Annotated in this window: 19 protein-coding genes and 1 riboswitch; of the genes, 10 read left to right on the top strand and 9 right to left on the bottom strand. The window is 54.4% G+C overall.

Going from position 1 to position 20,317, the window contains the following annotated elements; genetic code table 11:
* The first annotated feature begins 114 nt into the window (after nucleotides 1-114).
* Nucleotides 115-882, top strand: a complete 768-nt coding sequence (locus QE396_RS13260) for a DedA family protein (RefSeq protein WP_014168607.1) — start codon at nucleotides 115-117, stop codon at nucleotides 880-882.
* A gap of 27 nt (nucleotides 883-909) precedes the next feature.
* On the opposite strand, the gene thiQ is transcribed toward QE396_RS13260, so the two are convergent.
* The 4 genes from thiQ to sgrR form a co-directional block, all read right to left on the bottom strand.
* Nucleotides 910-1,611, bottom strand: a complete 702-nt coding sequence (thiQ, locus tag QE396_RS13255) for a thiamine ABC transporter ATP-binding protein ThiQ (RefSeq protein WP_020882567.1) — start codon at nucleotides 1,609-1,611, stop codon at nucleotides 910-912.
* Nucleotides 1,595-3,205 (bottom strand): thiamine/thiamine pyrophosphate ABC transporter permease ThiP, encoded by a 1,611-nt coding sequence (thiP, locus tag QE396_RS13250; protein WP_020882568.1) that lies wholly within the window; start codon nucleotides 3,203-3,205, stop codon nucleotides 1,595-1,597. Before thiP ends, thiQ begins: the two co-directional genes overlap by 17 nt.
* Complete coding sequence (thiB, locus tag QE396_RS13245) at nucleotides 3,181-4,164, bottom strand: thiamine ABC transporter substrate binding subunit (protein ID WP_309951299.1); 984 nt, start codon at nucleotides 4,162-4,164, stop codon at nucleotides 3,181-3,183. Before thiB ends, thiP begins: the two co-directional genes overlap by 25 nt.
* Before the next feature lie 31 nt (nucleotides 4,165-4,195).
* Nucleotides 4,196-4,296, bottom strand: a riboswitch (TPP riboswitch).
* A 36-nt stretch (nucleotides 4,297-4,332) separates the two neighbouring features.
* Entirely contained in the window at nucleotides 4,333-5,988 is a 1,656-nt protein-coding gene (gene sgrR, locus QE396_RS13240) for an HTH-type transcriptional regulator SgrR (protein WP_014168611.1), read from the bottom strand.
* Nucleotides 5,989-6,076: 88 nt separating this feature from the next.
* Between sgrR and sgrT the strand changes: the two genes are divergently transcribed.
* Both sgrT and QE396_RS13230 read left to right on the top strand, forming a co-directional pair.
* Complete coding sequence (gene sgrT, locus QE396_RS13235; RefSeq protein WP_014168612.1) at nucleotides 6,077-6,229, top strand: glucose uptake inhibitor SgrT; 153 nt, start codon at nucleotides 6,077-6,079, stop codon at nucleotides 6,227-6,229.
* A 119-nt stretch (nucleotides 6,230-6,348) separates the two neighbouring features.
* Nucleotides 6,349-7,527 (top strand): sugar efflux transporter, encoded by a 1,179-nt coding sequence (locus QE396_RS13230; protein ID WP_020882570.1) that lies wholly within the window; start codon nucleotides 6,349-6,351, stop codon nucleotides 7,525-7,527.
* Nucleotides 7,528-7,729: 202 nt separating this feature from the next.
* Here the strand turns inward: QE396_RS13230 and leuD are convergent, their stop codons facing one another.
* From leuD to leuL, 5 genes are all read right to left on the bottom strand, one after another.
* Nucleotides 7,730-8,335, bottom strand: a complete 606-nt coding sequence (leuD, locus tag QE396_RS13225) for a 3-isopropylmalate dehydratase small subunit (RefSeq protein ID WP_014168614.1) — start codon at nucleotides 8,333-8,335, stop codon at nucleotides 7,730-7,732.
* A gap of 10 nt (nucleotides 8,336-8,345) precedes the next feature.
* Nucleotides 8,346-9,746, bottom strand: a complete 1,401-nt coding sequence (gene leuC, locus QE396_RS13220) for a 3-isopropylmalate dehydratase large subunit (RefSeq protein ID WP_020882571.1) — start codon at nucleotides 9,744-9,746, stop codon at nucleotides 8,346-8,348.
* 2 nt (nucleotides 9,747-9,748) lie between these two features.
* Nucleotides 9,749-10,840, bottom strand: coding sequence for a 3-isopropylmalate dehydrogenase (gene leuB, locus QE396_RS13215; protein ID WP_020882572.1), 1,092 nt, complete (start codon nucleotides 10,838-10,840; stop codon nucleotides 9,749-9,751).
* Nucleotides 10,840-12,411 (bottom strand): 2-isopropylmalate synthase, encoded by a 1,572-nt coding sequence (gene leuA / locus QE396_RS13210; protein WP_014168617.1) that lies wholly within the window; start codon nucleotides 12,409-12,411, stop codon nucleotides 10,840-10,842. The genes leuB and leuA overlap by 1 nt, the downstream gene beginning before the upstream one ends.
* A 91-nt stretch (nucleotides 12,412-12,502) precedes the next feature.
* Nucleotides 12,503-12,589 carry a leu operon leader peptide gene (leuL, locus tag QE396_RS23505; RefSeq protein WP_071530973.1) on the bottom strand — a complete coding sequence of 29 codons (87 nt, stop codon included), beginning with the start codon at nucleotides 12,587-12,589 and terminating at the stop codon, nucleotides 12,503-12,505.
* Nucleotides 12,590-13,224: 635 nt separating this feature from the next.
* On the opposite strand from leuL, the gene leuO reads away from it, so the two are divergent.
* The 7 genes from leuO to ftsL all read left to right on the top strand — a co-directional run bounded on the left by leuO (nucleotide 13,225) and on the right by ftsL (nucleotide 20,317).
* Nucleotides 13,225-14,169, top strand: coding sequence for a transcriptional regulator LeuO (gene leuO / locus QE396_RS13205; protein WP_032669418.1), 945 nt, complete (start codon nucleotides 13,225-13,227; stop codon nucleotides 14,167-14,169).
* Nucleotides 14,170-14,549: 380 nt separating this feature from the next.
* Nucleotides 14,550-16,274 (top strand): acetolactate synthase 3 large subunit, encoded by a 1,725-nt coding sequence (ilvI, locus tag QE396_RS13200; RefSeq protein WP_014168620.1) that lies wholly within the window; start codon nucleotides 14,550-14,552, stop codon nucleotides 16,272-16,274.
* 1 nt (nucleotide 16,275) lies between these two features.
* Nucleotides 16,276-16,767, top strand: a complete 492-nt coding sequence (gene ilvN, locus QE396_RS13195) for an acetolactate synthase small subunit (RefSeq protein WP_003856371.1) — start codon at nucleotides 16,276-16,278, stop codon at nucleotides 16,765-16,767.
* 179 nt (nucleotides 16,768-16,946) lie between these two features.
* Nucleotides 16,947-17,954 carry a catabolite repressor/activator gene (gene cra / locus QE396_RS13190; protein ID WP_014168621.1) on the top strand — a complete coding sequence of 336 codons (1,008 nt, stop codon included), beginning with the start codon at nucleotides 16,947-16,949 and terminating at the stop codon, nucleotides 17,952-17,954.
* Nucleotides 17,955-18,552: 598 nt separating this feature from the next.
* Nucleotides 18,553-19,011 carry a division/cell wall cluster transcriptional repressor MraZ gene (gene mraZ / locus QE396_RS13185; protein ID WP_025205427.1) on the top strand — a complete coding sequence of 153 codons (459 nt, stop codon included), beginning with the start codon at nucleotides 18,553-18,555 and terminating at the stop codon, nucleotides 19,009-19,011.
* Between the two features lie 2 nt (nucleotides 19,012-19,013).
* Nucleotides 19,014-19,955, top strand: coding sequence for a 16S rRNA (cytosine(1402)-N(4))-methyltransferase RsmH (rsmH, locus tag QE396_RS13180; protein ID WP_014168623.1), 942 nt, complete (start codon nucleotides 19,014-19,016; stop codon nucleotides 19,953-19,955).
* Complete coding sequence (gene ftsL, locus QE396_RS13175; protein ID WP_008501989.1) at nucleotides 19,952-20,317, top strand: cell division protein FtsL; 366 nt, start codon at nucleotides 19,952-19,954, stop codon at nucleotides 20,315-20,317. Before rsmH ends, ftsL begins: the two co-directional genes overlap by 4 nt.

Genomic DNA, 20,317 nt, shown 5'->3' with positions numbered 1-20,317 from the left:
TAAACAAGCAGGTGAACTGTGGAAGCAACCTGTAAACTATTCAGACAATTGTTGTCTTGACGCGGTGCAGGGCGCTAAGCAGAATCCCTGATTCGTTTTCTGACCGGAATAGTTATGCAGGCATTGCTGGAACATTTTATCACCCAGTCCGTTATGTACTCGCTTATCGCCGTTGCGCTGGTGGCGTTTCTGGAATCGCTTGCACTTGTTGGGTTGATCCTCCCCGGCACGGTGATGATGGCGGGGCTGGGCGCGTTGATTGGCAGCGGTGAAGTGAATTTCTGGCAGGCGTGGATGGCGGGGATTATCGGCTGTCTACTGGGGGACTGGATCTCCTTCTGGCTGGGCTGGCGCTTTAAGAAACCGCTGCACCGCTGGTCGTTCATGAAAAAGAACAAAGCCTTGCTGGATAAAACCGAACATGCGCTGCATCAGCACAGCATGTTCACGATCCTCGTCGGTCGCTTTGTTGGACCAACGCGTCCGCTGGTGCCGATGGTCGCGGGGATGCTGGATCTGCCTGTTGCGAAATTCGTGGTGCCGAACATCATCGGCTGTGTTTTCTGGCCGCCGTTCTACTTTCTGCCGGGGATCCTGGCAGGGGCCACCGTTGATATTCCTGACGGAATGCAAAGTGGCGAGTTTAAATGGTTGTTGCTGGCTACGGCCCTGCTGTTGTGGATCGCTGCCTGGCTGTGCTGGCGACTGTGGCGCAGCGCGAAAGCGAATGTTGATCGCCTGACGCGTTATCTGCCACGCTCGCGCCTGTTGTGGCTCGCGCCGTTAATGCTGGGGGTTGCCGTGGTGGCGCTGGTCGCCCTGATTCGCCACCCGCTGATGCCGGTGTACGGTGAAATCCTCTTGAAGGTGGTGAGCCGTTAATCTGTTTCCCTCTCCCGTGGGAGAGGGTCAGCCCGCACTGATGCCCAACAATGAAGACGCCCCTGCGTGACCGCTGAGCAGTTCCTCTGTGCCGCCATCCCAGGCAATTCGCCCTTCTGCAATGACCACCGATCGTGGCGCAATCCTCGCGGCATCCTCGATGCTGTGCGAAACCATCAGCATTGTCAGTTGCTGACGCTGGCACACGTCCTGCACCAGGGTAAGCATCTCCTGGCGCAAGGCAGGATCGAGTGCAGAGAAGGGCTCATCCAGAAGCAGTATGGGCTGCTCGCGCACCAGGCAGCGCGCCAGCGCCACCCGCTGACGCTGCCCGCCGGAGAGGGCTTCGGGGAGGCGGTCAATAAACGCGGTAATGCCCATCTGAGCGGCAATCAGCTCCAGCTTCTGGCGCTGGCCGTCGTTGAGTTTCAGGCCAGGATCCATACCCAGGGCGATGTTTTGCCGCACCGTCAGGTGCATGAACAGATTATTTTCCTGGAACAGCATCGACACCGGACGTCGGGCGGGTGGCGTGCGCGTATGGTCGCGGTTTTCTATCACTATCGACCCGCTCGCCGGTTGCAGAAAACCGGCAATCAGATTGAGCAAAGTACTCTTTCCGGCCCCGCTCGGACCCAGAACCGCAATCATCTCTCCCTGACGAACCGAAAGGGAGAAGCGCATTGGCAGATGCTGGTAGAGCCAGGTTACATCAGTCAGTTTTAACATTACGCCCCGGAAGTTTTTCGATAACGGTAAATAAGGCAAAGCAGAGTACCAGTAACAGCAGCGCTGTGACGGCTCCCTCCTGGCTACGATAGGAGCCAATTTGCTGGTACAGCCAGTACGGCAGGGTGCGGAAATCTTCATTACCGAAGAGCGCCACGACACCAAAATCACCAATTGAGAGCACACAGGCGAAGGCCAGAGCCTGGGCCAGCGGGCGTTTCAGCGCACGCAGTTCGATAATCTTTAGCCGCTGCCAGCCCTGCAGACCGAGCGACTGGCACAGCAGCGCGTAGCGGCTGTTGATGTCTCGCATCGGATTTTCCAGTACCTTCAGCGCGTAGGGGATCGCCATCAGGGCATTGGTAAAAATCACGATGCCGTCGGCGTTTTCCGGCAGGCCAATGGTGCTGTTGAACAGTAAAAAGAACCCCGTCGCCAGTACAATGCCGGGCATCGCCAGGATCAGCATGCCTGTCAGCTCCAGGGCGTGCCCGGCTTTACGGGCCTGACGCGCGTAAAGCTCGCGGCTGCTCCATAAAAGCATCATGGTCAGCATGACACACAGCAGCCCGGCGGCCAGCGCGATCCGTAACGAGGTCCACGTTGCCTGCCAGAGAACGGGCTGCTGCAACACGGTAACGAGATTCAGGTTCAGGCCATCGACGATGACGGCCATCAGCGGCGGAAGCAGAAGCAGCAGCGCCAGCGTGATAAGCAGCAGGTCAGCGATCCGGCTATGCATGCTGTCCTGCGGGTCGCGCCAGCCGGTTATCTGATTACTGCCCGGCGGGATGGCTTTGCTCAGACGCTGGCTCAGCAGCACTAGGCACAGGCAGCAAACCATCTGCACCATCGCCAGCAGCGCGGCGCGGCCGGGGTCATAGTCGTAACTGAGCGCCTGGTAAATTGCCAGTTCGATGGTGGTGGCCTGCGGGCCGCCGCCGAGTGAAAGCACGGTGGCAAAACTGGCGAAACAGAGCATAAAGATCAGAGCCGCAACCGGCGGGATCTGACGACGCAGCCACGGCCATTCGACCAGGCGGAAGAAGGACATACCGCGCATGCCCAACTGGGCGGCAAGCTGGCGCTGTTCACCGGGGATGTTTTCCAGTGCCTGTAAAAAGAGTCTGGTCGCCATCGGCATATTGAAAAAGATGTGCGCCAGCAGAATGCCCTTCAGTCCGTAGGGCGAGAAGCGCCACTCCAGACCCAGCAGGCCGAATAGTGAAGCCAGCCACCCCTGACGACCATAGACGCTCAGGATGCCAAACACGGCCACCAGGACTGGCAGGATCAGCGTCATGGCGCACAGGCGCAGCAGGGCCTGCCTGCCGGGGAAACGGCGGCGATAAAGCGCGCGTGCCAGGAAAATGGCGGGGATAACCGACAGCAGCGCAGAGAGAAAGGCCTGCCAGAAAGAGAAACGGATAACGTGCCAGAGATAACTGTCGTGCCAGAGCGCGAACAGGTCGCTCTCTGGCGCGTTAAACCACAAGGCAAGGAATGCGCCCAGACTGACCGCCACCATCAATACGGCGGCGAGCAGTCCAGGAAGTAACCAGCCGGGAATTAACGGCTGACGGCGCGTTGCCATTCACTTACCCATGCTGCTCGCTGCGCGGCAACCTGCTGAGGCGTAAACTCCAGCGAGGTTTGCGGTTTGGTCAGTTTCTCAAAGCCCGCTGGCAACGTCACGCTGGTCACGGGGTACATCCAGTTACCCGCTGGAATCGCGTTCTGGAATGCCGGGGAGACCATAAATTTCAGGAACTTCTCGGCCAGTTCGGGCTGTTTGCTGGATGCCGTGCGGGCTGCCACTTCGACCTGCAGATAGTGCCCTTCAGCAAAACTGGCGGCAGCGTAATTGTCTTTCTTCTCGGCGATGATGTGGTAAGCCGGGGAGGTGGTGTAGCTCAGAACCAGATCACTTTCCCCTTTCAGGAACAGACCGTAGGCTTCGCTCCAGCCTTTTGTCACGGTGACGGTTTTGGCGGCCAGTTTCTGCCACGCTTGCGGAGCGTCATCGCCGTAGACTTTCTGCATCCACAGCAGCAGACCCAGGCCTGGCGTACTGGTGCGAGGATCTTCATAAATAACGCGCCATTTCTGCTCGCTTTCGACCAGTTCCTTCAGGCTTTTCGGCGGGTTTTTAAGCTTGTTTTTGTCGTAAACAAACGCGAAGTAACCGTAATCGAACGGCACAAAGGTGTCGTTCTGCCAGCCGCCCGGGACGCTGACGGCATCGGTGGCGACGCCGCTTTTGGCAAACAGTCTGGTTTTCGAGGCGGCCTCCAGCAGGTTGTTATCCAGCCCAAGCACCACATCGGCTTTACTGTTTTTGCCTTCCATGCGCATGCGGTTAAGCAGCGAGACGCCATCTTCCAGCGCCACGAACTTCAGTTCGCACTGACAGTCAGCTTCAAAGGCTTTTTTCACCACCGGACCCGGACCCCAGTCGGCTGAGAAGGAGTCGTAGGTGTAGACCGTCAGGACGGGCTTCGCGACAGCAGGCAGCGCAAACAGCGCCAGAAGGGGGAGAACTTTTTTTAACACTTTGCACCTCAAGGTTGAGTGGCAAAGGATTTTGAGTGACAGCCTCAAATCCCTTCGCCGGCGTTATCCGGATCAGGTTCGACGGGTATTATCTCAGCGCACATCAGTGATGCAGCACCCCGTTGAGAACGGCGCTATTGTAATGATTTGGCAAATATTACGAAAGTGTTATGGCTCCGGCGGCGAAAACCAGGCGGATTTAAAATCAAACCAGCCCAGCGTATTCATTCTGACACCGCGCATACTACGCTGCCCCTGGATCATCAGCCAGTGGTGGATCAACGGCACGATCGCTTGTTCAGCCAGCAACTGCTGGCACCATGAGGCCAGATTCATGTCGCCAGCGCGCCAGCGGGCCGCGTCCTGCTGCCAGTCCCGGTCTATGCAGTGCTGGATAAGCGGGACCTCATACAGGTGAGAGAAGAGCGAGAAATCAAGCGGCAGGGTAAAGTTGGCGCTGTTGAGCCAGATGTCGCTGACGATCTCCCCCTGATGCCATTCATCGTAATCCACCTCTTTGACATCCAGCCTCACCCCAACGGCGGCCAGCAGTCGGGTCATGATTCTGGCGATAAAGCGGTGCTCAACGTGCTCGCGATAGTAGGTCAGGGTGATGGACTCCAGCCCGGCGGGCTTGTCGCAGTATGTCGGGCGGGCGTGATGCCAGCGAGGAAGCAGACCATACGCCGGAAACCAGTAGGTCTGGTACTGCTCCTCCGCATGATAAATCAGGCTGGAGGGCGACAACACGTGGCTTATCCATTTGCGCACCTCATGGTTTGCCCCGCGATGGGTACGGCTGTCGAACAGCAGGTAGTAGCACCCTTCTTCGAGCCGGCTCTCCACGGCCTTTTCGCCCGTGGTGGGCCCTTCCAGCGTCAGCCCGGCGCTCAGCTCTTCATTGAGATCCGGTAATACCCACACGTTCACTTCGTCGATCAGCGCCCGGTAGCCAAAATAGTCATCAAAAGCGCGGATTTTCAGCTGGTTGTTGTTATTGCGCGATACAGAGTAGGGGCCGGTGCCAATCGGCAGGCTGGCAAAATTATTCATCGATTCCCATTCACCGGGCAAAATCATCGACGGCACATAGCCCAGCAGCCACGGAAGCCATTTGTCCGGCTGAGACAGTTCAACATCCAGTGTCCATGCCGTAGGGGAGTGAACGCGTGAAATATGGGAATAGAGCGGTAGCGTGCAGGCGCGCTCTAAAGAGGCAATCACATCGACCATCTCCAGCTCGCGGCCGTGGTGGAAATGAATACCAGGACGTAGAAAAAAGCGCCAGTGAAGAGGAGAAAGTTGCTGCCAGTGGTGCGCAATATCCGCTTCCAGTTCCCCATTTTCCTCATTTATGCGCGTCAGGCCGCTGAATATTTGTCGGGCCATATGGGTTTCAGAGCGGCGTAACGCCGTGCCGGGTAACAGGTTTTTCATCGGTCGATAGTAGAGCACCCGCAGAATGTGGCGACCCTGACGAAAGCTGCGCCCGAGATGCGACACCAGCATCTGGCGTACTGCCGCTTTGTCCCCCACCAGCTGCACCAGCTGGTCGATGCGGTCCTGTTCCAGCAGGTCTTCCGCCCGCTGCTGCTGCAACGCCAGCCCGGTATACAGGAAGGTCAGGCGCGAGCGTTTTCCGCGACCCGCCTCGGCCTCCCAGTTGAGCCAGCCCTGCTGCTGCATGGTATTAAGCAGCGTGCGCATGTGCCGGCGCGAACAGCTGAGCAGGTCCGCCAGCTCGTTCAGCGTGGTCTCCTGCGATCGCCCCTCGCAGCATTGCCAGAGGCGGATAAATTGTTGTTGCAGACGACCAGAGGGCATAAAAGGGGAACTCCTGACAAAAAATCAGCAATTTATTAATCCCTATATTAGGCCAATAATTCTTCCCGATGAAGTGAGGAGGTAAATTATGAAGAGGTCTACCGCACGTCAGTTTTATCAGCGTTATTTTTCAGCGACGCAGGGAGCGTCCTGGCTGGCCCGCCAGTGTGCAGAGCAACGGTTGAAAATCCTGGAAGATCTGATGCAGTGGGACGTTACGAAACCGACCTCTTCTTGCTAACTCGCCTCGATCATGTGTGACTGAGTATTGGTGCTTATCACCCGCCAGCAAAATGTTTTTGCTGGCTTTTTTCGTTTACTATTCACCCACTTTCGATTCGCTTTCACAAGGACTTGCGCATGCTCTGGTTGATGACGATGGGGCGACGCCTGAACGGCGTGTATGCCGCTTTTATGCTGGTGGCCTTTATGATGGGCGTGGCGGGGGCATTGCAGGCTCCGACGCTGAGTCTGTTTCTCAGCCGTGAGGTGGGGGCGCAGCCGTTTTGGGTGGGGCTGTTTTATACCGTGAACGCCATCGCCGGGATCCTGGTCAGTCTGGCACTGGCAAAACGATCGGACAATCGGGGCGATCGTCGCAAACTGATCCTCTTTTGCTGCGCCATGGCCGTGGGTAACGCGCTGCTGTTTGCCTTCAATCGCCATTACCTGACGCTGATTACCTGCGGCGTGCTTCTGGCGTCGCTCGCCAATACCGCCATGCCGCAGCTGTTCGCGCTGGCCCGTGAATACGCGGATAACTCGGCGCGGGAAGTGGTGATGTTCAGCTCGGTCATGCGTGCGCAGCTCTCTCTGGCTTGGGTGATCGGCCCGCCGCTGGCGTTTATGCTGGCGCTGAACTATGGCTTTACCACCATGTTTTCCATCGCTGCCGGCATTTTTGTCATCAGCCTGATACTGATTGCCTTTGCGCTACCCTCGGTGGCGCGAGTGGAGCAGACGACCGATAAACCCATCACCCAGGTGAGCGGCTGGCAGGATAAAAACGTCCGCATGCTGTTTATCGCGTCCATGCTGATGTGGACCTGCAACACCATGTACATCATTGATATGCCGCTGTGGATCAGCAGCGATCTGGGGTTGCCGGACAAGCTTGCGGGGATCCTGATGGGGACGGCTGCCGGCCTGGAAATTCCGGCGATGATCCTGGCGGGTTATTACGTTAAGCGTTTTGGAAAGCGCCGCATGATGATCGTCGCCGTGGCGGCGGGAGTGCTTTTTTATCTGGGGCTGATCGTCTTCCATTCGCGCGAAGCACTGCTTGCGTTGCAGCTGTTTAACGCCGTGTTTATTGGCATCGTGGCCGGGATTGGGATGCTCTGGTTCCAGGACTTAATGCCGGGACGGGCAGGCTCTGCCACTACGCTCTTTACCAACAGCATTTCAACGGGCGTTATTCTGGCAGGGGTGATTCAGGGGGCGTTGTCGCAAACCTACGGCCACGCGTCAGTGTACTGGATGATTGCGGCCATTTCCGTGGTGACGCTGGTGCTAACCTGCCGGGTAAAAGATGTGTGATTCTGAAAGGCGGCTTCACGAAATAAAACGATTTTCTGACAGGGTCTGAGAAGGCGCATAGAATGCGTGGCGTCAGCCGAGGCTGTTTGCCTCAGGCTGACGCAAGAGGCAAACAGTGGTGAGTCCCACATCAATTAACACTGATGGTGTACTGCACCCATTATGTTGGACGATGTTGATCTTCACCGGGATGGTACGCAGCCTACCCCATAAACGCAGGCTGTTTTTGCTCATAGGCGGAGATGGCATCTTCGTGCTGCAGCGTCAGGCCAATACTGTCTAGGCCATTCAGCATGCAGTGACGACGAAAGGCGTCAATGCTGAAGCTGTAGGATTTATCACCCGCTTTCACCACTTCCGCTTCCAGATCCACTTCAAACGAAATCCCAGGATTTGCCTTCACCAGGGCGAACAATTCGTCTACCTGCGCATCGCTCAGCGTCACCGGCAGCAGCTGGTTATTGAAGCTGTTGCCGTAGAAGATATCGGCAAAGCTTGGGGCGATAACCACTTTAAACCCGTAGTCGGTGAGCGCCCAGGGGGCATGTTCACGGGAAGAGCCGCAGCCAAAGTTTTCACGCGCCAGCAGAATCGATGCGCCTTTAAACTCCGGGAAGTTCAGCACGAACTCGGGATTGGGCACTTCGCCTTTGTCGTCCAGGAAACGCCAGTCGTTAAACAGATGCGCGCCAAACCCGGTACGGGTCACCTTCTGCAAAAACTGCTTTGGAATGATGGCGTCAGTGTCGACGTTAGCGGCGTCCAGTGGGACAACCCGGCCCGTATGTTGGGTAAATTTCTCTGCCATGATTGTCTCCTTATTTCAGGCTGCGAATATCGGCGAAATGACCGGTCACTGCCGCAGCGGCGGCCATTGCCGGGCTGACCAGGTGAGTACGCCCACCTCGGCCCTGACGGCCTTCAAAGTTACGGTTACTGGTGGAGGCACAACGCTCGCCAGGATTCAGGCGGTCATTGTTCATGGCCAGGCACATGGAGCAGCCAGGCAGGCGCCATTCGAAGCCCGCTTCGATAAAGATCTTATCCAGGCCTTCAGCTTCCGCCTGGGCTTTCACCGGGCCAGAGCCCGGCACAACCAGCGCCTGAACGCCCGGTGCCACTTTGCGGCCTTTGGCAATCTCGGCCGCCGCGCGTAAATCTTCGATACGGGAGTTGGTGCAGGAGCCGATAAACACTTTATCAATGGTCACGTCAGTCAACGGAATGCCTGGCTTCAGACCCATATAGGCCAGCGCTTTTTCCGCACTGGCGCGCTCGACCGGATCGCTGAAAGAGGCCGGGTCAGGAATATTATCGTTAACGGAAATCACCTGGCCCGGGTTGGTTCCCCAGGTCACCTGTGGCGCAATGTCTTCCGCCTGCAGCGTAACCACGGTATCAAACGTCGCACCATCGTCGGTTTTCAGGGTTTTCCAGTACGCAACTGCCTCAATAAAATCCTGGTCTTTCGGCGCGTGCAGACGGCCCTTCACATAGCTGAAGGTTGTTTCGTCTGGCGCAACCAGGCCCGCTTTTGCCCCCATCTCAATGGCCATGTTGCAGAGCGTCATACGGCCCTCCATGCTCAGTGCCTGGATGGCTTCACCGCAGAATTCAACCACGTGACCGGTGCCGCCTGCGCTGCCGGTTTTACCGATGATGGCCAGCACGATGTCTTTGGCGGTAATGCCCGGGGCCGCTTTGCCTTTCACTTCAATCTTCATGGTTTTGGCGCGGCCCTGTTTCAAGGTCTGCGTCGCCAGAACATGTTCAACTTCAGAGGTACCAATACCGAACGCCAGGGCCCCAAACGCGCCGTGGGTGGCCGTGTGGGAGTCACCGCAGACGATGGTCATGCCTGGCAGGGTGATGCCCTGTTCTGGCCCCATCACGTGGACGATACCCTGATACGGGTGGTTCAGATCGTAGAGCTCGACGCCAAATTCATTGCAGTTTTTGATCAGCTCCTGCATCTGGATACGCGCCATTTCACCCGACGCATTGATATCTTTGGTTTGCGTGGAGACGTTGTGATCCATTGTCGCGAAGGTTTTACCTGGCTGGCGCACCGGGCGCTTATGCGCACGCAGTCCGTCGAATGCCTGAGGGGAGGTAACCTCGTGCACCAGATGGCGATCGATATACAACAGTGGGGTTTCGTTTGGTGCCTCGTAAACTACGTGCGCATCAAACAATTTTTCATATAACGTTTTCGCCATGATTACACCCCTTCAGCGACATAGCGGGCAATAATGTCGCCCATTTCATCGGTACTGACTGCCGCCGTGCCGCGTGCTAAATCACCGGTACGGACACCTTCTTCTAACGCACGGTTAATGGCGTTTTCAATTGCGGTTGCTGCATCACCGGCATCAAGGCTGTAGCGCAACAGCAAGGCCAGGGAGAGGATCTGCGCAATCGGGTTGGCAATGTTTTTGCCGGCGATATCGGGCGCGGAGCCGCCAGCAGGTTCGTACAGGCCAAATCCCTCTTCATTGAGGCTGGCTGATGGCAACATCCCCATAGAGCCTGTGATCATTGCGCACTCGTCCGAGAGAATATCGCCGAACAGGTTGGAACACAGCAGAACGTCAAACTGCGACGGATCTTTAATCAGCTGCATGGTCGCGTTGTCGATGTACATATGGGACAGTTCGACATCCGGATACTGTTTCGCGACTTCACTGACGATTTCTCGCCACAAAATAGAAGACTGCAGAACGTTCGCTTTATCGATAGACGTCACTTTATGGCGGCGTTTGCGCGCCGACTCAAAGGCGATATGGGCGATACGTTCAATTTCAAAACGGTGATAGACCTCGGTATCAAAGGCTTTTTCATGCTGACCGCTGCCTTCGCGCCCTTTAGGCTGCCCGAAGTAGATCCCGCCGGTCAGTTCACGCACGCACAGGATGTCAAAGCCGTTAGCCGCGATATCTGCACGCAGCGGACAGAATGTTTCCAGCCCCTGGTACAGCTTCGCCGGACGCAGGTTGCTGAACAATTTAAAATGTTTACGCAGTGGCAGCAGCGCGCCGCGCTCAGGCTGCCCGGCGGGCGGCAGGTGTTCCCATTTAGGGCCACCCACGGAGCCAAACAGCACTGCATCCGCATTTTCACACCCTTCAACGGTCGCTTTTGGCAGCGGAGTACCGTGATTATCGATGGCGATACCGCCCACATCATAGTGGCTGGTGGAGATTTTCATCGCAAAACGCGAACGAACGGCTTCCAGTACTTTCAGCGCCTGTGCCATCACTTCCGGGCCAATACCGTCACCCGGTAACACAGCAATATGGTAATTCTTCGACATTACACGGTTTCCTTGTTGTTCTCTTTATTCTGAGCTTTGCGTTGCAACTCTTTTTCAACTTCAGCGGCGCGCCAGATGTTGTTCAGCACGTGGACCATCGCCTTCGCGGAGGATTCAACAATATCCGTCGCCAGGCCCACACCGTGGAAACGACGGCCATTGTGGGTGACCACGATATCAACCTGACCCAGGGCATTCTCACCGTGGCCCTTGGCCGTCAGGTCATATTTCACCAGCTCTACGTCGTATTCGGTGACGCGGTTAATTGCGCGGTAAATGGCATCAACCGGGCCATTGCCGTTTGCCGCTTCGGCCTTAATGTCTTCGCCACAGGCCAGTTTGACCGAGGCAGTCGCAATGTCGCTGGAGCCTGACTGCACGCTGAAGTAATCGAGGCGGAAGTGCTCAGGCTCTTCCTGCTGTTTATTGATGAAGGCCAGCGCTTCCAGGTCATAGTCGAATACCTGACCTTTTTTATCGGCCAGCTTCAGGAAGGCGTCGTACAGCTGATCCATGTTGTAATCGCTGTCCTTATAACCCATCTCTTCCATACGGTGTTTCACCGCCGCACGACCGGAACGGGAGGTCAGGTTCAACTGAACCTGGTTCAGGCCGATGGATTCCGGGGTCATGATTTCGTAGTTTTCACGGTTTTTCAGCACGCCATCCTGATGAATACCGGAGGAGTGCGCAAAGGCGCCGGTACCCACAATCGCCTTGTTAGCCGGGATGGGCATATTGCAGATCTGGCTGACGGTCTGGCTGGTACGCCAGATTTCGTTGTGATTGATGCGGGTATGCACATTCATGATGTCTTTGCGCACTTTGATCGCCATGATCACTTCTTCCAGTGAACAGTTACCTGCACGTTCACCGATGCCGTTCATCGCGCCTTCTACCTGACGTGCACCGGCGTGCACCGCAGCGATGGCGTTGCCAACGGCCAGCCCCAGGTCATCGTGGGTATGTACGGAGATAATCGCTTGATCAATGTTTGGTACGCGTTCATACAGACCGGTAATGATGTTGGAGAACTCAAACGGCATGGTGTAGCCGACAGTGTCCGGGATGTTGATGGTTTTAGCGCCCGCATTGATGGCAGCTTCCACCACGCGCGCCAAATCTTCAATCGGCGTACGGCCAGCATCTTCACAGGAGAATTCAACGTCATCCGTGTAGTTACGGGCACGTTTGACCATGTAGACCGCGCGCTCAATGACCTCATCCAGCGTGCTGCGCAGCTTGGTGGCAATGTGCATAGGAGAGGTAGCAATAAAGGTATGAATACGGAATGCTTCGGCAACCTTCAACGACTCGGCTGCAACATCGATATCTTTTTCCACACAGCGTGCCAGGCCACAGACGCGGCTGTTCTTAATGGTACGCGCTATGGTCTGCACGGATTCGAAGTCACCCGGAGAAGAGACAGGGAAACCGACCTCCATCACGTCGACACCCATACGTTCGAGAGCCAGCGCGATCTGCAGTTTCTCTTTCACACTCAGGCTTGCCTGTAATGCCTGTTCACCGTCACGTAAAGTTGTATCGAAAATAATGACTTGCTGGCTCATGGGTTAGGTCCTTGTCAGTCTTAGGGCGCCTTGCTACGAGCATAAAAAAACCCGCGCAGTGGCGCGGGTTTTTAGTCTTACTGGTGACGATTCAACGCTGAATTTCGCCCGCCAGTCTACCGCGCACAGTGGATGCGTTTAGTAGTAGTAGACCGGTGAAACGAATGGTGCGAATCATGAATCGTGCTCCGTTAAATTCAATATGCTTTTAGTGGTACTGGATACGACTGTGCATGTCAACCCCTGCAGGCAAAAACGCACCCGGCTGGCCTGGTTGATGGGATATGTGCTTTAGCTAATTGTGCTGGGTTTTGCTTTTCCGACCCTACAAATTGTCTAATTTTGGACTGAGAAAAAGGTTGCAGAAATAATTGAATATAATTGTGATGAATAAATTAAAAGTTCGCTACCCAATTGTGTGGGACGCAAATGGGTTTGATATCATTAAGTTATAAATGCGGTGAATGTTTTTTATCACTTCGGATGTCTTATAGTTATTACAGATTGTTAACTTATTTAATCGGGGTTGCAATAACAGTTTAATAATACTTAAGACATCATTAACCCGCTGGCGATTGTATATTGGTCTAGTTTATGGTTTCATTCAAATCCTAAAGTGAAGTATATCATTTGCAGTGGTGTTTATTTTATCGTTTGTCAGCGGCGAAAAGTCATTTTCGCTAAACTGTTCTTTATATTTTCCGAATTTAAAATAATTCTCTTTCGCTGATTGTATATGCATGGTAAATCATATTCTTCGGAATTATTACAGTACGTTGGCAAAGGGAGTGTAGCGTGACAGTGGAGTCAGAAGTGCCAGAAATTAATATTAAACAACCTCAAACTACTGATGGGATTAAACCGCAGTTACGTACGGTGGACCTTAATCTGCTCACGGTATTTGATGCTGTCATGCAGGAGCAGAATATCACCCGGGCGGCCCATACGTTGGGGATGTCTCAGCCCGCGGTCAGTAATGCTGTCGCCAGACTTAAGGTTATGTTTAACGACGAGTTATTCGTTCGTTACGGGAGGGGAATACAGCCTACCGCACGGGCATTCCAGTTATTCGGCTCTATCCGTCAGGCGTTGCAGCTGGTTCAGAACGAGCTGCCAGGGTCAGGCTTTGAACCTTTAAGCAGTGAGCGTGTATTCAATCTTTGTGTTTGCAGTCCGTTAGATAATTATTTGACGTCGATTATTTATAATAAAGTTGAAGAGATCGCTCCCAATATCCATCTGGTTTTTAAATCATCCTTAAATCAAAACACAGAGCATCAGTTACGCTACCAGGAGACCGAGTTCGTTCTGGGATATGAAGAATTTCGACGTCCTGAATTTTCTTGCGTTCCGCTGTTTAAAGATGAAATGGTGTTGGTCGCCAGTAAAAAACACCCCCGACTCAATTCTCCGCTTCGGGAAAGTGACGTTTATAGCGAGCAGCATGCTGTTGTTGCGCTCGACAGATATGCTTCCTTTAGCCTGCCGTGGTATGACACGGCGGATAAACAGGCAAGCGTTGCTTATCAGGGAATGGCAATGGTCAGCGTATTAAACGTGGTCTCGCAGACACATCTGGTGGCTATTGCACCACGCTGGCTGGCTGAAGAGTTTTCCGGTCAACTACAACTGCAAATGTTGCCGTTGCCGCTCAAGCTGAATAGCCGTACCTGCTATCTCTCCTGGCATGAAGCCGCCGGTCGGGATAAAGGGCATCAGTGGATGGAAGAGTTGCTGATCAGTATTTGCCGTCGATAAGCGCATCAGGATAAATTGCATCTTCGCGTGTGATTTATCCTGGTTTTTTCTCTGTTATTGTTATTTTATTCTGTTGTGAATTTTTTCTTACTGCTCTCTGGCTCGCAAAAATAGATGATTTCCTGAATCGACGCGCTTTTCAGCGATGATTAATCATCTCATCCTCTAATACCAGATGAATTGACCATATCCTTCCTTAATACCTGTTTTTTCTGCTTTGCGAACCGTTTAGCTCACCCGGTCTGCTAATTGCCTGCCTCATAACGAGCGGTTAAGGTAACGATCACTCTGCAAAATATAAGATTGGTTTAACCCAGTCGTAAGACGGTGCGGAAATGAATTCTGCAGCTCGTCTATAACAAAATGCCTGGAGGCAAAGCATGGAGATGTTGTCTGGCGCGGAAATGGTCGTCCGATCGTTAATCGATCAGGGCGTGAAGCAAGTGTTCGGTTATCCCGGAGGCGCAGTCCTGGATATTTATGATGCGCTTCATACGGTAGGCGGCATTGACCATGTTTTAGTACGCCACGAGCAGGCGGCGGTGCATATGGCTGACGGGCTGGCCCGCGCGACAGGTGAAGTAGGCGTGGTATTAGTGACGTCCGGTCCCGGCGCGACAAACGCCATCACCGGCATTGCCACGGCGTATATGGACTCTATCCCGCTGGTTATTCTTTCCGGCCAGGTGGCGACGTCACTGATTGGCTACGACGCGTTTCAGGAGTGCGACATGGTGGGGATTTCGCGTCCCGTTGTGAAGCACAGCTTCCTGGTTAAGCAAACTGAAGACATCCCGGGGATATTGAAAAAAGCCTTCTGGCTGGCAGCAAGCGGGCGTCCCGGCCCGGTGGTGGTCGATCTGCCGAAAGATATCTTGAACCCGGCGAACAAGCTTCCTTATGTCTGGCCGGAGTCGGTGAGCATGCGCTCATACAACCCAACGACGCAGGGCCACAAGGGGCAGATCAAACGTGCCTTGCAAACGCTGCTGGCCGCCAAAAAACCGGTAGTCTATGTCGGTGGTGGGGCAATCAATTCTGCCTGTGAAGGGCAGCTTCGGGAGCTTATCGAGAAACTCAATCTTCCCGTTGCGTCGTCGCTGATGGGGCTGGGCGCTTTCCCGGCAACTCACCGTCAGGCTCTGGGGATGCTGGGTATGCACGGCACCTATGAAGCCAACATGACGATGCACCATTCCGATGTGATCTTTGCCGTCGGCGTGCGCTTTGACGATCGCACCACCAACAATCTGGCGAAATACTGCCCGAACGCCACCGTGCTTCATATTGATATCGATCCCACCTCTATTTCGAAAACGGTGTCTGCGGATGTGCCGATCGTCGGTGATGCCCGCCAGGTGCTGGAGCAAATGCTGGATCTGCTGGCACAGGAGCCGCCTTCCCAGCCGCTGGATGAGATCCGTGACTGGTGGCAGCAGATCGAACAATGGCGTGCGCGTCAGTGCCTGAAGTATGACACGCAAAGCGACAGCATTAAGCCGCAGGCGGTGATCGAAACTATCTGGCGGCTGACGAAAGGCGAGGCATACGTGACGTCTGACGTGGGTCAGCATCAGATGTTTGCCGCCCTTTATTATCCGTTTGATAAACCGCGCCACTGGATTAACTCCGGAGGGTTAGGAACGATGGGCTTTGGCTTGCCTGCCGCACTGGGCGTCAAGCTGGCTCTGCCTGACGAAACCGTCGTCTGCGTGACGGGAGACGGCAGTATTCAGATGAACATCCAGGAGCTGTCGACGGCCCTTCAGTATGAGCTGCCGGTACTGGTGCTGAACCTGAATAATGGTTATCTCGGGATGGTGAAGCAGTGGCAGGACATGATCTACTCTGGTCGTCACTCTCAGTCCTACATGACGTCACTGCCGGACTTTGTTCGTCTGGCTGAAGCCTACGGCCATATTGGGATGCGAGTGACCGATCCGGCAGAGCTGGAAACGAAGCTCGGTGAAGCGCTTGAGCACGTTAAAAATAACCGCCTCGTTTTTATGGATGTCATTGTTGATGGCACCGAGCACGTATACCCGATGCATATTCGCGGTGGTGGTATGGATGAAATGTGGTTAAGCAAAACGGAGAGAACCTGATATGCGCCGGATATTATCTGTTTTACTGGAAAACGAGTCTGGCGCACTGTCGCGCGTCATTGGCCTTTTTGCACAGCGCGGCTATAACATTGAAAGCCTGACCGTTGCGCCGACTGACGATCCGACGCTGTCGCGCATGACCATCCAGACCGTCGGCGATGCCAAAGTGCTTGAGCAGATCGAGAAACAGCTGCATAAGCTGGTCGATGTTCTGCGCGTCAGCGAGCTGGGGCAGGGTGCCTACGTTGAGCGAGAGGTCATGCTGGTGAAAATCCAGGCCAGCGGTTACGGGCGCGAGGAAGTGAAACGTAACACGGATATCTTCCGTGGGCAGATTATAGACGTCACGCCTTCTATATATACGGTTCAGCTGGCCGGAACGAGTGACAAGCTGGATGCCTTCCTGGCATCTGTACGGGATGTGGCAAAAATTGTTGAGGTTGCGAGATCGGGCGTTGTTGGCCTGTCACGCGGCGATAAGATCATGCGTTAGTTGTCTAAAAGGTTCGCCTCTTTCTGCCCGGTCACCAAAGCCGGGCTTTTTTTTGTGTAATCAGCCGACAACAGAGATAAAAGCGGTTGCCGCGAAGGCTATTCTGCGTTTAGATGTTAAAAGATTTAACCATAACCTTGCCAAGGCCATGGACTCTTTTCATTTTTTAAGGGGCAATTGTGAAACTGGATGAAATCGCCCGGCTAGCCGGCGTGTCACGAACAACGGCCAGCTATGTGATTAACGGTAAAGCAAAGCAGTACCGTGTCAGCGATAAGACCGTTGAAAAAGTTATGGCGGTGGTTCGTGAACATAACTACCATCCGAATGCTGTCGCAGCTGGCCTGCGTGCCGGACGCACCCGCTCTATTGGCCTGGTGATCCCGGATCTGGAAAACACCAGCTATACCCGTATCGCCAACTATCTTGAACGTCAGGCGCGCCAGCGTGGCTATCAGTTGCTGATTGCCTGCTCGGAAGACCAGCCCGACAACGAGATGCGCTGTATTGAGCATCTGCTCCAGCGTCAGGTCGATGCCATCATCGTCTCCACCTCTTTACCGCCTGAACACCCATTCTATCAACGCTGGGCGAACGACCCATTCCCGATTGTGGCGCTGGATCGTGCGCTCGACAGGGAGCATTTCACGAGCGTCGTCGGTGCCGATCAGGATGATGCCGAGATGCTGGCGGCAGAGCTGAGAACCTTCCCGGCTGAAACGGTGCTGTATCTGGGGGCGCTGCCTGAACTGTCAGTCAGCTTCCTGCGTGAACAGGGGTTCAGAACCGCCTGGAAAGACGATCCCCGTGAGGTGCACTACCTCTATGCCAACAGCTATGAACGTGAAGCGGCCGCACAGCTTTTCGAGAAATGGCTGGAAACGCACCCGATGCCGCAGGCGCTATTCACCACCTCATTTGCTCTGCTGCAGGGGGTGATGGATGTGACCTTACGCCGTGAGGGTAAACTGCCTTCCGACCTGGCCATCGCGACCTTCGGTGATAACGAGCTGCTCGACTTCCTCCAGTGCCCGGTTCTGGCGGTGGCTCAACGCCATCGTGATGTGGCTGAACGCGTGCTGGAAATTGTGCTGGCAAGTCTGGACGAGCCGCGTAAACCGAAGCCGGGTCTGACGCGTATTAAACGTAATCTTTACCATCGCGGAATTTTGAGCCGCCATAAATGAAATGACGGGGCGGAGAAATCTGCCCCCTTTTGACGAAATAATTCGCCGGGATAATTCCCGTAGAGAAATTAGGATAATTCTTGCGAATTTACCTTCTGCTATTTTTCTTAATTCATTTTGGCGTTTAAGGGTTCCTTTAAAGGACGTTTAAACGATTTTAAATGCCTGTCTTTGTATTATTTTGTTACAAACCCTCTTCCGGCGATGAATATTCAGACGTTTTTCCTTCTCCTGTGCCAGCTTGCACGGCAACCGCCGCGTTTCGCGAGCCCTGGGGTGAATCTGGCGCTGTTATCCCCTGAGAATCTGTCATAAAATGCTGCCCGCGTCGCAAACTGACACTTTATATTTATCTGCAATGATATTGAGTGAGCCTTAACGCTAGTGTGCATATTCGGTTTTTTTCTTACAAATATTCATAACGTTAATTTTGCCTCGCCAGTTGTGCAGTTATTAACCAGGACTGTTTATCTCTGTAAATAGAGGCCTTTCGGGCCTGTATAGGGAGAGTCCTGGCTTGACAAGCTTTTCCCTCGCTCCGTAAACTCCTTTAGGTGGGAATTTGTGGGTTAAAGTGGTGAGGAGGGGTGAGACTGGCATGTTCCGTGGAGCTACGTTAGTCAATCTCGACAGCAAAGGGCGTTTATCGGTACCAACCCGATACCGCGACCAGCTGATTGAGAACGCTACGGGTCAAATGGTTTGCACCATTGACATCAACTCCCCCTGCCTGCTGCTTTACCCCTTACCTGAATGGGAAATTATTGAGCAAAAGCTGTCGCGACTGTCGAGCATGAACCCGCAGGAACGCCGCGTGCAGCGGTTGTTATTGGGACATGCCAGTGAATGTCAGATGGATAGCGCAGGCCGGTTACTGATTGCCCCTGTGTTACGGCAACATGCCGGTCTGACCAAAGAAGTGATGCTGGTCGGGCAGTTCAACAAGTTTGAACTGTGGGATGAAACGACCTGGTATCAACAGGTCAAGGAAGATATCGACGCTGAGCAGTCTGATTCCGCGACATTATCGGAACGGCTGCAGGACTTGTCTCTATAAATATGATGGAAAATTACAAACATAAAACGGTGCTGCTGGATGAGGCCGTTAACGGCCTGAATATTCGTCCGGACGGCATCTACATTGATGGCACTTTTGGTCGCGGTGGCCACTCGCGCTTAATCCTCTCCCAGCTTGGAGCGGAAGGGCGTCTGCTGGCAATCGATCGCGATCCGCAGGCGATTGCCGTTGCGCAAACCATCGATGACCCACGCTTTTCCATCGTGCATGGACCTTTCTCTGCGCTTGCTGATTATGTTGCCGAGCGCGGCCTGACGGGCAAGATCGACGGAATCCTTCTCGATCTTGGCGTCTCTTCACCCCAGCTTGATGATGCTGAACGCGGCTTCTCCTTTATGCGCGATGGTCCACTGGACATGCGCATGGATCCTACTCGCGGTCAGTCTGCCGCCGAGTGGTTACAGACCGCGGACGAAGCGGATATTGCCTGGGTGATCAAAACCTTCGGCGAGGAGCGTTTTGGCAAGCGTATCGCGCGCGCCATCGTTGAGCGTAATCGCATTGAGCCGATGACCCGCACGAAAGAGCTGGCCGAGGTGATCGCGGCGGCGACGCCGGTGAAGGATAAGCACAAACATCCCGCGACCCGTACCTTCCAGGCGGTTCGCATCTGGGTAAACAGTGAACTGGAGGAAATAGAGCTGGCGCTAAAAAGCTCGCTCGACGTGTTGGCCCCGGGTGGGCGGTTATCCATCATCAGCTTCCATTCGCTGGAAGACCGCATTGTGAAGCGCTTTATGCGTGAACAAAGCCGCGGTCCACAGGTTCCAGCGGGGCTGCCGATGACGGAAGAACAACTCAGGAAGCTGGGTGGCCGTCAGTTGCGAGCATTAGGCAAGTTGATGCCGGGCGAAGAAGAAGTGGCACAGAATCCACGCGCCCGTAGTTCAGTGCTGCGTGTTGCAGAGAGGACGAACGCATGATCGGCAGAGTGACAGAGACCCTAAGCAAAGTTAAGGATTCGTTAGGAAGCAACGAGCGCCATGCCTTGCCTGGCGTGATCGGCGACGATCTTTTGCGGTTTGGGAAACTGCCACTCTGTCTGTTCATTTGCATCATTGTCACGGCCGTCACGGTGGTCACGACTGCCCACCACACACGCTTATTAACTGCGCAACGCGAGCAGATGGTACTGGAACGCGATGCGCTGGATATTGAATGGCGAAACCTGATCCTTGAAGAAAATGCGCTCGGCGATCACAGCCGGGTTGAACGGATCGCAACGGAAAAGCTGCAATTGCAGCATGTTGATCCTTCTCAGGAAAATATTGTAGTACAAAAATAA

This window comes from Enterobacter sp. SORGH_AS_0287 (assembly GCF_031453695.1).
Classification (GTDB): domain Bacteria; phylum Pseudomonadota; class Gammaproteobacteria; order Enterobacterales; family Enterobacteriaceae; genus Enterobacter; species Enterobacter ludwigii.
The sequence above is the reverse complement of the archived record's forward strand: the minus strand, read 5'-3'. Positions and strand labels throughout refer to the sequence as shown.